Origin of the sequence: Enterobacter sichuanensis, assembly GCF_009036245.1 — a bacterium.
In the GTDB taxonomy this organism is placed as follows: Bacteria; Pseudomonadota; Gammaproteobacteria; order Enterobacterales; family Enterobacteriaceae; genus Enterobacter; species Enterobacter sichuanensis.
This window is the reverse complement of record NZ_CP027986.1, coordinates 4034578-4047519: the sequence shown is the minus strand read 5'-3', so window position 1 is coordinate 4047519 and position 12942 is coordinate 4034578. Positions and strand designations below refer to the sequence as shown.

Genomic DNA, 12942 nt, shown 5'->3' with positions numbered 1-12942 from the left:
AATCATGCTCTATAAAGATTTTTACCATTTACTGTTGGATACATTTTCCCAACCAGTTGAGCTATTCACTGGCTCAAGAAATGTACCTTTTACTCTCTATGCTGAAGAAACAAAGCTGTTTGTCCGAAATGGAAAAAATAATATCAGCCGTATCGATCCTAAAGAAGTTGCAGCGTTTGTTGAGCGGTTTGAAGAAAGTGAAAGTTTGTTAGCAAAAGACTATCAGGATGTGACTTTCAAAGCCTCCTATTTGTTGGCAGCAATGAAATATATTACTGAGCAGAATTCATCTGTTGTGCGATTCCACAGTGAAGAAATTCACAACAGCGAAATGCAATATAAATACTGGCTAAAAGAAAATCCTGAAGGCTATGTTTTAAATTTGCTTAAAAGAAGTGAGAGAAGCAGTGAGCTGGACCTTACAAATTCAACCTGTCTGCATTCCGCAGGCTGTTCTTCGGTAAATAATGAACGCAGTTATTCACATTCAGAGCCATTCACTGGTAATGATTACTTTAAAATTTGCTCAGTAAGCCTTTGTCTTCTTGAGAAAGAAGCCATCAAAATAACAAAGCTTAGCACCGTGAAAAAGCATGCTTGTTTAAAGAGTAAAATGCCTTAATTCCAGTTTAACGCTTTATATTGAATCGGCACGGGTTTAACAAACTGCTCAGAGCCATTTATGGACTAACCCCCCGGTAGACGATCCTGCCCTATAGCTGGACTTACCCATTTCCAGACCCTGATTCGACGCAAAGAAAAAGGAGTTAGATAATTTCGTATCTAACTCCTTGATATGTCTGGTGGCCCCTGCTGGACTTGAACCAGCGACCAAGCGATTATGAGTTCCTACCGGAACAACCGAAAATCAATAGTTTGCTTTATTTATCACTGACATAGACTGCCATTGTTTGCCAATGATTACCCATTATTCGCCATTTCTACCGCCACTTTATCGCCACATTTACTATCAATACATCGCAATTTTCAAATAGCCAAAGCCATCCTTCAGGTGAAGATTAGTCATCAGCTGTTGAGCGCCTGAAGGTACTGGCATTGCTACATGCTCGGGATTGTCTTCAAGCATGTCATCTTGCCGCTCAAGATAGTAGTCATAATCCATCCTTTGGAGGTAAGCATGCATGTCAAACTTGTCGCCAAATTCAAGGAGAAATGATTGTATATAGAGCGCTGTGACCCGAGTCGCAGAAATTAGTAAGCTATGCAATACATGCCACATCTCGGCTGAACCGTAATATTCAGGCACAAGATTTATTGGAATTGTACCATGCGCAATAAAATTTCTTAGGTTGCGAACTATATGAAGCCCGTGACACTTGTGACTCTTTGGGTAGTTTTTAATAATGCTTATTTGAGGGTCATATTCTTTTTTATACTTCTCGAATCTCGAAAACAAGTTGTCACAATAATGATAGAAGCCTACAGGTAAATTTTGTTCGTCGGTTTTTTCGAACAAAAGAACACTTTTCTTACTGTCATTGTACTCTCTATTACTTTTAATCTCCTTTGACGAAAGAGAGTAATACGTACTGGCGAAACGGTATGTTTCCTCTAATGCGTTAGAGGTATATAGAAAACGGGTCAGTGCAGTTGAGTAGCGGCTGTAATGGAGCCGTTCAGCTTCATATGCTTCGGCAGCAGGTCTGCACCATATCAGGTCAGAGCCTGCGTATTTTTCTGGGGCAATTTGAACTTCATCGAGGTATGCTGAAAGCTTAAGCCATTCAGCAATATTTGAAAAATTATCATATCTGTCGGATTTAAAGTATTCGCAAGCTATAGATAGTTCATAGAGATGATTATCGAGGTTGCTTAGCTTGTTACAGATAGGACACTTTTTCATTGGTGTTCCTTAAGAGTACTAAGTGGATTGAGCTTTACTGCATCTTCTAAGTGGTCTGGAGCAAAATGTGCGTAACGCATTGTCATCTTGATGTCGGTATGGCCGAGCACGCGTTGCAAGACAAGAATATTACCACCATTCATCATAAAGTGGCTGGCGAAGGTGTGGCGCAAAACGTGGGTTAGCTGTCCTGCCGGTAGCTCAATGCCTGTTCTTTCCAGAGCTGAACGGAACGCGCCATAACAATCACTAAACAACCGGCCTTTTTTATCATCAGGTAGAGACTCATAGAGCTCTTTGCTGATTGGGACGGTGCGGTTTTTTCTGCCTTTAGTGTTGGTGTATGTGATTTTGTATTTCGCGAGCTGGCTTTTTCTCAGACTCTCAGCCTCAGACCACCGTGCGCCAGTGGCGAGACAGATTCTTACCACGGTTTCTACATCAGGGTGGTCATGCCGTTTACACTCTCCGAGCAGTTGCGAAATTTGGTCGTGAGTTAGCCAGGCCATTTCCATTTCTTCTGTGCGGAATGGGCGCATATTTTTCAGTGGGTTTTCACCCTTCCATTCTCCGAGGCGGTTTAGCTCATTGAACACCGCCCGGAAGTAGGCCAGCTCAAGATTAAGTGTGCGAGGCGATACCTCTTTCACTCTGTTTGAACGGGCATACTCACCTTTTAACCGTTTTTCTCGGTAGCGGGAAAACATCTGCGCATCGAAATAGCGTGCGAGTGGTTCGCCCATACACTCAAAAGCATGGTGCATGGCTAACTGGCGTTTCAAGCCGTCTTTCAGTGTAATGCCATGAGCGCTATACCATGAATCAACCAGCTCTTTTAACGTGCGCCTGTCTTCCTTTTCTTCCTGCCACGGGTTTTGAACGGTGTACTGTTCAAACGCCAGAGCCTCGCCCTTGGTAGCGAATTTCTTTCTGATACGTTTGCCTTTTGCGCCGTTTGGGTAGAGTTCACAAATCCAACCGCCAGCCGGATTTTTACGGACGGTCATCAGTTAACCTCGCTGTATACACCCACCACACGCCCCAGCGCTTTAATATCATCAATGCCGCATTCGAAAGGAACCTTCCCGCCTGCAACATGTAGTTTTCTGCCCGGTAGTTTTGTTAACTCTCGAATGCTTATTGCTCCCTCAATGTCGACTAGCCATAGGCCGTCAGACAATGATGCTTGCTTGTCCACAAAATAAATTTTCCCCTCGGAACGGATAGCCATCCCATCTGTGAGTGGTTTTGTGAAAAATTGGGCATCAATACTCAGTTTCTTATCGGATTTGAGGATTTCTTCACTTAATGTGAATCCCTCAATCATTTTAGCGTCGCTAGCTTCTCTGTTATTTACAAACGCTTCCCCTTCTCCGGTAAGTAACCACCGAAGATTAGCACCTGTTTCAAGGGCGCAGTGAGCCGCAAAGTCATAGGAGATAGCGCCTCGGGTGTACCTATTTGACAATGAACTGGATGCGATATCGAAGTGGTTAGCTAATTGAATTTTCTGTGAAAATCCGTACGCCTCGCAGATGCGGTCAAGTACATCTACGTTGCTCCATCCTAAAGAATCTATTCTCATTTCGATAAAACCTATTTACTATCTCTCAATTGGGAGATATATTTTGGCTAAACCCACGCAATTGATGGCAAGTGTTGGCAAACAGAGTCAAATCAATTGCAAACCTTGGCTAATAGGGAATCATGCAATATGGCTTCTGAAATCGCAATCATCAAAGTGCCTGCACCTATCGTTACTCTGCAGCAATTCGCAGAGCTTGAGGGTGTATCTGAACGCACCGCTTACCGCTGGACAACCGGCGACAACCCTTGTGTACCAATCGAACCCCGCACCATCCGTAAAGGCTGCAAGAAAGCCGGGGGCCCGATTCGTATTTATTACGCACGCTGGAAAGAAGAGCAGTTGCGTAAGGCGTTGGGTCATTCCCGTTTTCAACTCGTCATCGGCGCTTAATTCACTTTATGTGAATTGTAAGGATGCAACATGTTTGATTTTCAGGTTTCCAAACATCCCCACTATGACGAAGCATGCCGGGCTTTTGCGCAGCGTCACAACATGGCGAAGCTGGCCGAGCGTGCGGGTATGAACGTTCAAACGTTACGTAACAAGCTCAACCCTGAACAGCCTCACCAGTTCACACCGCCTGAATTGTGGCTGCTGACTGACCTGACCGAAGATTCAACCCTTGTTGATGGTTTTCTGGCGCAGATTCATTGCCTGCCATGCGTGCCGGTTAATGAGCTGGCTAAAGAAAAATTGCAGTCTTATGTAATGCGCGCAATGCGTGAACTCGGCGAACTGGCGAGCGGTGCGGTATCTGATGAACGTCTGACCTCTGCCCGCAAGCACAACATGATTGAAAGCGTTAACGCTGGCATTCGCATGTTGTCATTGTCGGCACTGGCGCTGCATGCACGTCTGCAGACTAATCCCGCTATGACGAGCGTGGTCGATACCATGAGCGGTATTGGCGCGTCATTCGGTCTGATTTGAGGTGCGTATGCTGAAAAGTGAACCGTCATTCGCGTCTCTGCTCGTTAAGCAAAGCCCCTGCATGCACTACGGCCACGGCTGGATCGCAGGTAAGGACGGCAAGCGCTGGCACCCGAGTCACTCACAGGCTGATTTATTGGCTGGTCTCTCTACTCAAAAGCAGGGGGAATCGTGGCTATCGAAGCTGTTTCCGCGACTGTTCCGCTAAAAGCGGGAGAACGTCTGGCCGGTCTCAATCATGTGGCTGAATTGCGCGCGAGATATTGGGGCGATAGCTGGAAAGAGGTTGAGCGTTTTGTCGATGATATGCGCGATAAACGTGACCCACAATTTGAAGAAAATAATCGGGCGCTGGCCGCTATTTTCTTTCTGGCAAAAATACCGGCGGCTCGTCATGAGCTCGAATTAAGTGAGCTGACTACTGACGAGAAAAAGGCGCTTATTACAGCGATGAATCATTTTCGTGCAGTGGTGAGTTTATTTCCCAAACGGCTAACCATGCCGAATTAATCCAAACAGAAATTTAATGGCGTAAACCCGCCGGGCTTCTTATTGCCCGAAATCAGGAGAGTTAATTATGCGTAATACCGAAATCCGTAGTTTTAACACTGATAGTGATGCGCTGGCCGTATTGCTGACCGATGCAAAAAAAGAGGAGCGTAAAGACCGCGCGCTCGCTGTTTCCATTCGCCTTGAGGCGCTGGCTATCCATATCACCAAAGAAGGTATGAGCGGCACCGAAGCTGCCGAACTGCTGCGCCGTGAAGCAACCCGCTTTGAGAATGAATTACAGGAGCTGCACTAATGGCCGACGCAATGGATTTAGCACAACAGCGCGAGCAGGAAGACCGCGAACGCCACATCAGCAACGCGCGTAGTCGTATCGCTGCACCTTCCCGTTTTCTCTGCGAAGAATGTGACGCACCAATTCCGGAAGTTCGCCGTATTGCGATACCGGGCGTGGCCTTTTGCGTGACTTGTCAGCAAATCGCCGAGCTCAAATCAAAACATTATAGGGGCGTATAAATGAGTATTCGTATAGAAGTCGGAGACAAATGGGTTATTACAAGCGACCAATATCAATTCATCCTGAATGAAAAGAAAGTCGTTAAGTCAGGTAATAAAGTTGGCGAGGAATGGCTCGATACCATCGGCTATTACCCAAAGATTAACCAGCTTATTTCCGGTCTGGTTCATCACCATATTCAAACTGCAACGATTAATTCTCTTTCTGAAATGGCGTCGGAAATAGAGAGGGTTAGCGCTATCTGCTCTGCGGAATTTAAGGGGGAAAAATGAGCCAGTCAGCTACTGTAATTTCTGTATCTGATATTGCGGAGAAGGTCAGGGAAATCGAAATAGCATACCACCGCTATTTGAATTTATTCCGTATCCCAGATGACCATAAAATAGTCGTGAATTATTCTGCCGGTAAAGACAGCACTGCGACTCTTGCTGTCGCTAATGCACTGTTCGGAAACCGTGTGCAAGCTGTAATGGCGGACACTGATAACGAGCATGAGTTGACTGTTGAATCTGCTCGCAACGTCCATCAGCAAATTGGCTGCAACCCAGTGCAGGTAGTTAAACGGGTTTACACAGAGGCTGACTTTGCTAAACGCCGCGCATATTTGGAGAAAAACTGGCGAAAACGTCAGGCAATCCGTATGGGAGTGTATCGTGGAATTGTGATGCCGTCCCTTGCTCGCTCGGACACTAAATTCGGTCAAGCGTGGTTACGTACCGCTGAACGGTGGGGAATTGAATTTGAAACCCCCCTCGACGCGGCACTTTCAGTTTTACATCCATCAGGAAACAGCTTCTTGGACTGTGCATTGCTTCACGGCAAGTTTCCAATGCTGCGCGACCGTTTCTGTACTGATGAACTGAAAATTCAAATCGCTTATGAAAAAACAATGCTGCCAATGCTGGACGATGGTGATGTTGTTGTTCAATGGTCAGGTGTACGAGCCGATGAGTCATCAAAGCGAGCTGGTTATGAGCGTTTCGCTCCTGACCGACGAGACCAGGAATTTTTATATAATTTTCTGCCTATCCATCAGTGGACAGCAGCCGATGTTTTTGCTCTGCATAAATATTTTGGTATTAAGCCAAACCCACTATACATGCAGGGAGCTTCGCGTGTTGGCTGTATGAACTGTGTTCTTAGCAACAAAGAAGAAATTGCCGAGACGGCAGCGCGCTGGCCTGAACACATCGAGAAGCACAAACAATGGGAACTTAAAGTTCGCCTGACCAGCCGCTGGGTACACTGGATGAGTGTTGGAGAAGTTAGCCAGCGCTGGATGAAGCAGTTTGATTTACCTCTTGGCCGCAATGTTCAGATGTTAGGGATTGCACCAGAAGTCCAGAACATCGATTGGTCGGGATTCTATGGCCCGCGCGGGGGGCTTAATTCCCCTGGCGTTGGCGATGTTGTTGAATGGGCTAAAACTGGTCGCGGCGGAAAGGTCTATGACCTCGTTAAAGCCAGTCTTGATACGGCTACTTGCTCCTCGCGCTACGGCCTGTGCGAATGAGCTCCATTTCTTATGCCTATCCGTGGAATGCTCCACGGTCGGCAATAGCCAGCCCATATCTTACCTATGAGCAACAGTATCGCCGCGACCGTATGTTCGCGGCTTTGCTGCATGCGAGAAAGGTGCTTTCTCTCCAGCCTGAGTGCGTGCGTTTTGACGTTTATCGCACCGCTGCAGTGCTGGAGCAAACTCAGGGCAGTCAACGAGCCAATGCCTTTTTAATCAGCTTCTGCAAAAAGGCATTGCCGCGTCTTGAACTAGTTGCAAAAAAATATGAGTGCGCGGGTATCAACAGCAACGTATCAGCCGCTGTTTTCGGGGGATATTTTGATACCCAGCTTATGCAATATCTGGCATCACGCATGGTTAATATGGTCGCCAGATACAACCGCCTCCCTGATATGTCGCGCGCCGATATTGACCTGTTGGCCGCTGATATCGCTAATTTCATTCGTGCTGAACTGGCCGACATTGATGACACCGGATTTAGCGAGCTCAAAACGCTGTACACGTGGTACATGCGCGCCGGTTTTATTTCCCTGCAATTCAACGTTAACCCGCCGCATTGGGAACAGGTGACAAAGAAATATGTCGGCGAGGATGAAATAGCTCCGGCTATCACCCGCATGTTTAATGATGTGTGGTGGCGTGGTCGTCTGCGTCGCATTGCGGCTGCATGGCGCGAACATCTGCAAATTGCTATCGGAAACGTCAGCAAGAAAAAGCATGCCTACGCGAGTAAAAACTGCGTGACTGACTGGCGCGAGCAGAAGCGCCGCACGCGCGAATTTCTCAAGGGGCTGGATCTCGAAGACGAAGACGGCAACCGCATCAGCCTGATTGAAAAATACGATGGCTCGGTCGCTAATCCTGCGATACGCCGTTGCGAGCTGATGACCCGCATTCGTGGGTTTGAAAATATCTGTAATGAGCTCGGTTATGTCGGGGAGTTTTACACCCTGACTGCACCATCTAAATATCACGCCACCACCAAAGCTGGTTACCGTAACAGCAAATGGAACGGTGCCAGCCCGTCGGACACGCAGAGCTATCTCACCGGCCTTTGGGCGCGCATACGCGCCAAGCTGCACCGGGAAGAAATCCGCATTTTCGGCATACGTGTTGCCGAGCCTCATCACGACGGAACGCCTCACTGGCACATGCTTATGTTCATGTTGCCGGAAGACGTCGAGCGCGTGCGCCTCATCGTCCGTGATTATGCGTGGGAGGAAGAACGCCACGAACTGAGAAGCGAGAAAGCCAAAAAGGCACGCTTCCATGCCGAAGCCATTGACCCGGAAAAGGGCAGCGCTACCGGTTATGTCGCTAAATACATTTCCAAAAACATCGACGGCTATGCTCTTGATGGTGAAACCGATGACGAAAGCGGTGAGCTGCTGAAAGAGACAGCCCCCGCCGTTTCCGCATGGGCGGCACGCTGGCACATCCGTCAGTTTCAGTTTATCGGCGGTGCGCCAGTGACGGTCTACCGTGAGTTGCGCCGTCTCGCTGACACCGAGACCGCACATGGTCTGAGCGTTGAGTTCGCCGCCGTCCATGATGCCGCTGACGCTGGTGACTGGGCTGGTTACGTTAATGCGCAGGGTGGCCCGTTTGTCCGTCGCGATGATTTGCAGGTGCGCACGCTGTATGAACCGCGCGCCGAGTTTAACCAGTATGGTGAGGAAACCGTCTGCATTCGTGGAGTGTACGATTCCGCTGTTGGTGCAGGTACTCCGATTTTAACCCGGCTAACGCAGTGGAAAATTGTGCCGAAGCGTGCCGTTGATTTGGCCGTTGACGTTAAGGGCGCTTCTGCGCCCTCTCGGAGTTCTGTCAATAACTGTACGGGAAGCGAAAGCGATCCATCGGCGCTCGATTTATCAAAACCACTGAGTAGGCGAGAAAGGCGAGCTCTGACGAACCAGCTTAGAGAGAAAAAAGCAGTTTCACAGCGAAAATTCATCCACGGAACGGATGAGCAAAACGCAGCTATAGCGAAAACTATCGATGAGATACATCTTACAACCGGCATTAATATCAGCCGGGGCGAAGCCCTGCACCTGATGGCTGGTGGTAAAAGTTGTTTTGATGGCAAATGGCTACGCGGAACTGCCAAAGGAGAAATATTTTCCGCAGCGCCATCGCATCAGGCTAAAGCTAGGAAAATCCTCAATCGTGTAGCGGCTTTAACAGAAATGGCAACGAAAACCTAAGCGACAATGTTCATCCATATCATGCACATACAGTGCATTTCTTTGTGATTTTTTTCTTCACACCATTTATCGACACGTGGTACTGTATATTTATACAGTATCACGTTGTGGAGGTTGTGTGGATAGAGAGTTAAGAGAGCATGTCATGATTGAACGTGTCGAAATGATTGCGCGTCTGACGACTGAGGGTGCTTGTCAGGAGCGAGACCGAGAAATTGCCTTAAATTTGATTGCGGAAATAGCAAAAGGCAACCTAATGAAAAACAATAATTTTTCCGTTGTTTTTTCCGCTCAGCCTGTCGATGAGTCTTTTGCAAAGGAGAGCAAGGTGAAGGTAAATATCACGTTAGATAAAGACCAAAAAATAGGACAGCCGATAATTGATGCTTTTCAATGCGAATTGACCAGGCGAATACAGTCTGTTTTCCCGTCGACGCGCGTTACTGTTAAAAAGGGATCCATGACCGGTGTCGAGTTGATGGGGTTCGATAAAGATTCAGACCGCGAGGCGCTGGATAGCATCCTTCAGGAAGTCTGGGAAGATGAGAGCTGGCGTTAATCCCTGAAAAATGTGCAACCCTCGACTCCATGTTTGATAGCATGGGGTTGTTTTGTATGGGGATTACACACAAAGGAAAATCATGGATACCTTAATAGCATTTTTATCTCTGGCACTATTTATTGCTTTTATCGTGGGGTTAATCAAGCCGTCGCTGGTTCGAATGCCGAGCCGTAAGCGCTCCAGTGCAGTTTATCTCGGTGGCTGTCTGGCGCTTGGCGTTATTGGCTCAATCTTATGGCCGACTGAAAAAAGTCAGCCAGTGGCAAAAATTGACGCACCGGCGGTTAAAGCGGAACCGGCAACGCCAACGTTTGAGTATGCAGATAAAACTCTCAAAGAATATCGCAACGAGCCAAAAGAAACCCGGCACGATATCGTTAAAGACTATGTGGACTTCAAAGGTGTACCGGCCAACTCTGCTGATGCATTTTATGCCTGTATGAGTGAGTACACTTTTACTAAAGATGATGCGTTAAAGCTCGGTGATGTGTTGGGGTGGTGTTTCAATGATTTCGAGAAGGATCCACAATCTCTGAATAATAAAATCAACCTTGATGCATTTCAGGGTAATTTTAGCGGTTGGGATGGCTCTTATCGCCCGTTAGAGAAGCTGATAAAAGCCAGCATGAATGATGATTCCTCTTATAAACACGTTTCAACGGTCTACCATCTGATTTTGAATAAAGACCCGCATGCCGTTGTAAAAACAACGTTTCGCGGCACTAATACCTATGGCGGCGTGGTCAAACAGACCGTAGCGGCACGCGTCAACGTGCGAACGGGTGAGGTCGATTCGATACTCGACAATTAAACAATAAATTGACAAATGCCGCCGGTGCTGAAACTCGCTTTCAGTGCTGGCGGGGTTGAGCAACGAGCTTTGCGAGGCGTTAGCGACCTAATAGTCGTTCTATTGGCTTAAGGGAGTTTTCGAAAGTATCTGATAAATAGAAAATGTTTGTTTTGGCTGTTTGTTTTTTCCATTCCATAACTGGTTGTTTTTGTTTATCAACGATGTATATATCAGCTTTGGTTTTATTTAATTCATCCCATATGTGATGATCGGCAGGATTTATTTTTAGACCGATAATTATAATTTTATTGGATGTTTTAAGCTTTTCTTTAAACTGCTGCTGTTGCAGAGTAACAATGCTGGGGCAAAAGAGAACTGGTTTTTCTGGATGGTACATGGCAACAGCAGGAGCTAACGACGTATCACTCTTGCAATAATTAATGATTTCTTGTTGGTTGCTATAGATGTTAATGTCACCATCAGTGAATGCACCTACAGCACCTGGGGCGTGCCGAAAAGTAACTCCTGTGACTCTGCCCGCAGGTATGAAATTACATGAGCCGTGTATCTTTAAAAGAGATACGCTGTTGTGAATGCGGTTGTTGGTACTGTACTGCACGTGTTTTCGATGTGACAATATTGCTTGCTCAATGAGCAGGTCATAGTTAGTTGTGGCCAGATAAATGTTCTTTTTTTTCTTTATCATGGCTATGAGCTCAAGATAGTGATTACCCTTTCTGATGCTAAATCTTGCCAATGCGGCAGCCATCTCTTTTAATAGGTTCGTAACGTCACTGTTTCTTTCTTCGAAAAATCTTATCATTGCCATTTCTGGATCCTTCCTGAAAAGTTCAAGCATTTCACCCTGTATTGTCCTTGAGATATGCCCTTCAGTTCTCATTGCGTCTATTAAATCACCTCCTAACGGAGGCCTCCCTCCGTTGCATGGACCACTACCAAAACTAGCCCCGGCACCGAATAAAAATAACGTTCCCATTTTGTTTCCTTATAAACAGTAAGTTATGCTATGCATCTTAATCATTAATGCGCGATAAAACAGTTAAGATAGACAGGTTTTTTCTAATTGATAGCTCGATTCTGTGGAAGGTTGTCTGCATGTCTATGCTGCATGAAAGTGCATGAGCTTAATCGAGTTGTGAACCGTTCGTCCTGCCAGGCTTGGCGAGTTTTTTCGAGGTATATGCAGCTGCATTAAAACCGACCCATAAAGCGGGTAGGCGAGGCGGGGATAGCACTGCGCGCCAGCCGTGGTGACGGAATTTATTTTACGCGCCTGTGCGCGTCGTGGCGACGTGCTGAGGTGTGGGATCGTTCATGGTGATGTTGGTGCAATTGCGTCGCGTGTGCGGTGTCTGGCTGGCTCTGAGGGGATGCCGCCCTGAGGCGGCATTTCAGTCGGGGTTTATTCTGTCTCGATGCTGTAATCCTTAAAGCGGATCACTTCCATACCAAGCCATTCATTGATTTCTTTGAAACGCTCCTGCAACGGCGTCAGTTCGTTACGCACAAACACCCGTGCCACCTTCTCGATATCGCCCATCGAGCCGATATTTTCAGGCTTGCCGCCCATGAGCTGAAACGGCACGCGGTGCGCGTCGAGCAGGTCAGCGGCGCTCACCTTCTTGATGTTAAAAAAATCATCCTTCGTGGCGACTTCACTCAGCGGCACGATCTTAATGCCGTCCGGTTTCCCGTTCGGGGCGTAAAAAAACAGGTTTTTGAAATTACCGAGCCCTTTCGAGTCGCGCATCGCGGAGCGCAGCGCCTCGACGTCGGTGCTGCTTTGCGCCGCGTCGGTCACGTACATGATGTAACCCGCGTGCGCGCCGTTCTGGTAATACTTACGACGAAACAGTGTGGCGGATTCATTCAGCCAGGCTGAATTGAGTGCGCTCAGGTATTCCGGCATTCCGTAGAGCTCCTGATTGATATCGGGCTCAAGCAGATGGCACACCGAACCGGGGGCAAACTGGTGCGGGTGGTTAAAGCTCGACACGTACCAGTAAACGCCATCTTCCACGCCACGGCGGGTGTATTTGGCCGGGGAGGCTTCCAGCTTCATGAGCTGGCCGGTCACGCTCATACGCTTTTCGAGATAGCCGTTGGCAAACACCAGATAATCGAGCACAAGGCGGCTGAAGTCCTGACGCGACAGCAACGGGTGCGGAATGTAGGTACTCGTCAGGATGTTGCGCTTAACGTAAATCGGGGAGCTGTGATGCACGGCGGCGCGCAGGCTTTTTGCCAGTCCCGAGAAGTTGACCGGCGGCTCGTACCATTTGCCGTTATTGATGCATTCGACATAGTCGAGGATGTCACGGCGATCCAGAACTGGTGACGGCTCACCAAAGGTGAACGCCTCCATTTTCTGGGGCGCGCTGGCGGTCATGTTGTTCTGTTTTGGCTGTTTCTTTTGGCGCTTTTTCAT

General features: G+C 47.6%; 17 protein-coding genes. 12 read left to right on the top strand and 5 right to left on the bottom strand.

The genetic code is table 11. The features are described from left to right. Positions 1-4 precede the first annotated feature (4 nt). Positions 5-622, top strand: a complete 618-nt coding sequence (locus C1N69_RS19600; RefSeq protein WP_155031763.1) for a hypothetical protein — start codon at positions 5-7, stop codon at positions 620-622. 348 nt (positions 623-970) lie between these two features. On the opposite strand, the gene C1N69_RS19595 is transcribed toward C1N69_RS19600, so the two are convergent. Genes C1N69_RS19595 through C1N69_RS19585 form a run of 3 tightly spaced genes read right to left on the bottom strand, consistent with a single transcriptional unit; the run spans position 971 to position 3449 of the window. After that, positions 971-1864, bottom strand: coding sequence for a hypothetical protein (locus tag C1N69_RS19595; protein ID WP_155031762.1), 894 nt, complete (start codon positions 1862-1864; stop codon positions 971-973). After that, positions 1861-2871, bottom strand: a complete 1011-nt coding sequence (locus tag C1N69_RS19590; protein ID WP_155031761.1) for a phage integrase — start codon at positions 2869-2871, stop codon at positions 1861-1863. The genes C1N69_RS19595 and C1N69_RS19590 overlap by 4 nt, the downstream gene beginning before the upstream one ends. Beyond that, positions 2871-3449, bottom strand: coding sequence for a phage repressor protein CI (locus C1N69_RS19585; protein WP_155031760.1), 579 nt, complete (start codon positions 3447-3449; stop codon positions 2871-2873). Before C1N69_RS19585 ends, C1N69_RS19590 begins: the two co-directional genes overlap by 1 nt. Before the next feature lie 129 nt (positions 3450-3578). On the opposite strand from C1N69_RS19585, the gene C1N69_RS19580 reads away from it, so the two are divergent. The 11 genes from C1N69_RS19580 (at position 3579) to C1N69_RS19530 (ending at position 10511) form a co-directional block, all read left to right on the top strand. After that, positions 3579-3842, top strand: coding sequence for a hypothetical protein (locus C1N69_RS19580; RefSeq protein WP_001630878.1), 264 nt, complete (start codon positions 3579-3581; stop codon positions 3840-3842). 30 nt (positions 3843-3872) lie between these two features. After that, a complete protein-coding gene (locus C1N69_RS19575) occupies positions 3873-4382 on the top strand; it encodes a phage regulatory CII family protein (RefSeq protein WP_155031759.1) in 510 nt (169 codons plus the stop codon). A 7-nt stretch (positions 4383-4389) separates the two neighbouring features. Continuing rightward, positions 4390-4590, top strand: a complete 201-nt coding sequence (locus C1N69_RS19570) for a phage filamentation protein Fil family protein (RefSeq protein WP_155031758.1) — start codon at positions 4390-4392, stop codon at positions 4588-4590. Continuing rightward, complete coding sequence (locus C1N69_RS19565) at positions 4554-4892, top strand: DUF5347 domain-containing protein (RefSeq protein WP_000963463.1); 339 nt, start codon at positions 4554-4556, stop codon at positions 4890-4892. Before C1N69_RS19570 ends, C1N69_RS19565 begins: the two co-directional genes overlap by 37 nt. Before the next feature lie 67 nt (positions 4893-4959). After that, complete coding sequence (locus tag C1N69_RS19560; protein ID WP_155031757.1) at positions 4960-5187, top strand: DUF2732 domain-containing protein; 228 nt, start codon at positions 4960-4962, stop codon at positions 5185-5187. Further along, on the top strand, positions 5187-5408 hold the full coding sequence (locus C1N69_RS19555) for a TraR/DksA family transcriptional regulator (RefSeq protein ID WP_155031756.1): 222 nt from the start codon (positions 5187-5189) through the stop codon (positions 5406-5408). The genes C1N69_RS19560 and C1N69_RS19555 overlap by 1 nt, the downstream gene beginning before the upstream one ends. Beyond that, complete coding sequence (locus C1N69_RS19550; RefSeq protein WP_155031755.1) at positions 5409-5681, top strand: DUF5405 family protein; 273 nt, start codon at positions 5409-5411, stop codon at positions 5679-5681. Continuing rightward, the gene (locus C1N69_RS19545) at positions 5678-6922 is read left to right on the top strand and encodes a phosphoadenosine phosphosulfate reductase domain-containing protein (RefSeq protein ID WP_155031754.1); all 1245 of its coding nucleotides are present in this window, start codon (positions 5678-5680) and stop codon (positions 6920-6922) included. Before C1N69_RS19550 ends, C1N69_RS19545 begins: the two co-directional genes overlap by 4 nt. After that, positions 6919-9138 (top strand): replication endonuclease, encoded by a 2220-nt coding sequence (locus C1N69_RS19540; RefSeq protein ID WP_155031753.1) that lies wholly within the window; start codon positions 6919-6921, stop codon positions 9136-9138. Before C1N69_RS19545 ends, C1N69_RS19540 begins: the two co-directional genes overlap by 4 nt. A gap of 118 nt (positions 9139-9256) precedes the next feature. Continuing rightward, the gene (locus C1N69_RS19535; protein ID WP_155031752.1) at positions 9257-9697 is read left to right on the top strand and encodes a DinI family protein; all 441 of its coding nucleotides are present in this window, start codon (positions 9257-9259) and stop codon (positions 9695-9697) included. Positions 9698-9779: 82 nt separating this feature from the next. Beyond that, entirely contained in the window at positions 9780-10511 is a 732-nt protein-coding gene (locus C1N69_RS19530) for a hypothetical protein (RefSeq protein WP_155031751.1), read from the top strand. A 79-nt stretch (positions 10512-10590) separates the two neighbouring features. Here the strand turns inward: C1N69_RS19530 and C1N69_RS19525 are convergent, their stop codons facing one another. Both C1N69_RS19525 and C1N69_RS19520 read right to left on the bottom strand, forming a co-directional pair. Further along, entirely contained in the window at positions 10591-11490 is a 900-nt protein-coding gene (locus C1N69_RS19525) for an SIR2 family protein (RefSeq protein WP_155031750.1), read from the bottom strand. Between the two features lie 426 nt (positions 11491-11916). Then, a complete protein-coding gene (locus C1N69_RS19520) occupies positions 11917-12942 on the bottom strand; it encodes a phage portal protein (RefSeq protein ID WP_155031749.1) in 1026 nt (341 codons plus the stop codon).

Excerpts from the sequence above, each read along its gene's own strand:
- C1N69_RS19540 (WP_155031753.1), top strand. The coding sequence starts at position 6,919 with ATGAGCTCCATTTCTTATGCCTATCCGTGGAATGCTCCACGGTCGGCA.
- C1N69_RS19590 (WP_155031761.1), bottom strand. The coding sequence starts at position 2,871 with ATGACCGTCCGTAAAAATCCGGCTGGCGGTTGGATTTGTGAACTCTAC.
- C1N69_RS19580 (WP_001630878.1), top strand. The coding sequence starts at position 3,579 with ATGGCTTCTGAAATCGCAATCATCAAAGTGCCTGCACCTATCGTTACT.
- C1N69_RS19555 (WP_155031756.1), top strand. The coding sequence starts at position 5,187 with ATGGCCGACGCAATGGATTTAGCACAACAGCGCGAGCAGGAAGACCGC.
- C1N69_RS19570 (WP_155031758.1), top strand. The coding sequence starts at position 4,390 with ATGCTGAAAAGTGAACCGTCATTCGCGTCTCTGCTCGTTAAGCAAAGC.
- C1N69_RS19575 (WP_155031759.1), top strand. The coding sequence starts at position 3,873 with ATGTTTGATTTTCAGGTTTCCAAACATCCCCACTATGACGAAGCATGC.
- C1N69_RS19525 (WP_155031750.1), bottom strand. The coding sequence starts at position 11,490 with ATGGGAACGTTATTTTTATTCGGTGCCGGGGCTAGTTTTGGTAGTGGT.
- C1N69_RS19560 (WP_155031757.1), top strand. The coding sequence starts at position 4,960 with ATGCGTAATACCGAAATCCGTAGTTTTAACACTGATAGTGATGCGCTG.
- C1N69_RS19545 (WP_155031754.1), top strand. The coding sequence starts at position 5,678 with ATGAGCCAGTCAGCTACTGTAATTTCTGTATCTGATATTGCGGAGAAG.
- C1N69_RS19530 (WP_155031751.1), top strand. The coding sequence starts at position 9,780 with ATGGATACCTTAATAGCATTTTTATCTCTGGCACTATTTATTGCTTTT.
- C1N69_RS19585 (WP_155031760.1), bottom strand. The coding sequence starts at position 3,449 with ATGAGAATAGATTCTTTAGGATGGAGCAACGTAGATGTACTTGACCGC.
- C1N69_RS19595 (WP_155031762.1), bottom strand. The coding sequence starts at position 1,864 with ATGAAAAAGTGTCCTATCTGTAACAAGCTAAGCAACCTCGATAATCAT.
- C1N69_RS19520 (WP_155031749.1), bottom strand. The coding sequence starts at position 12,942 with ATGAAAAAGCGCCAAAAGAAACAGCCAAAACAGAACAACATGACCGCC.
- C1N69_RS19600 (WP_155031763.1), top strand. The coding sequence starts at position 5 with ATGCTCTATAAAGATTTTTACCATTTACTGTTGGATACATTTTCCCAA.
- C1N69_RS19550 (WP_155031755.1), top strand. The coding sequence starts at position 5,409 with ATGAGTATTCGTATAGAAGTCGGAGACAAATGGGTTATTACAAGCGAC.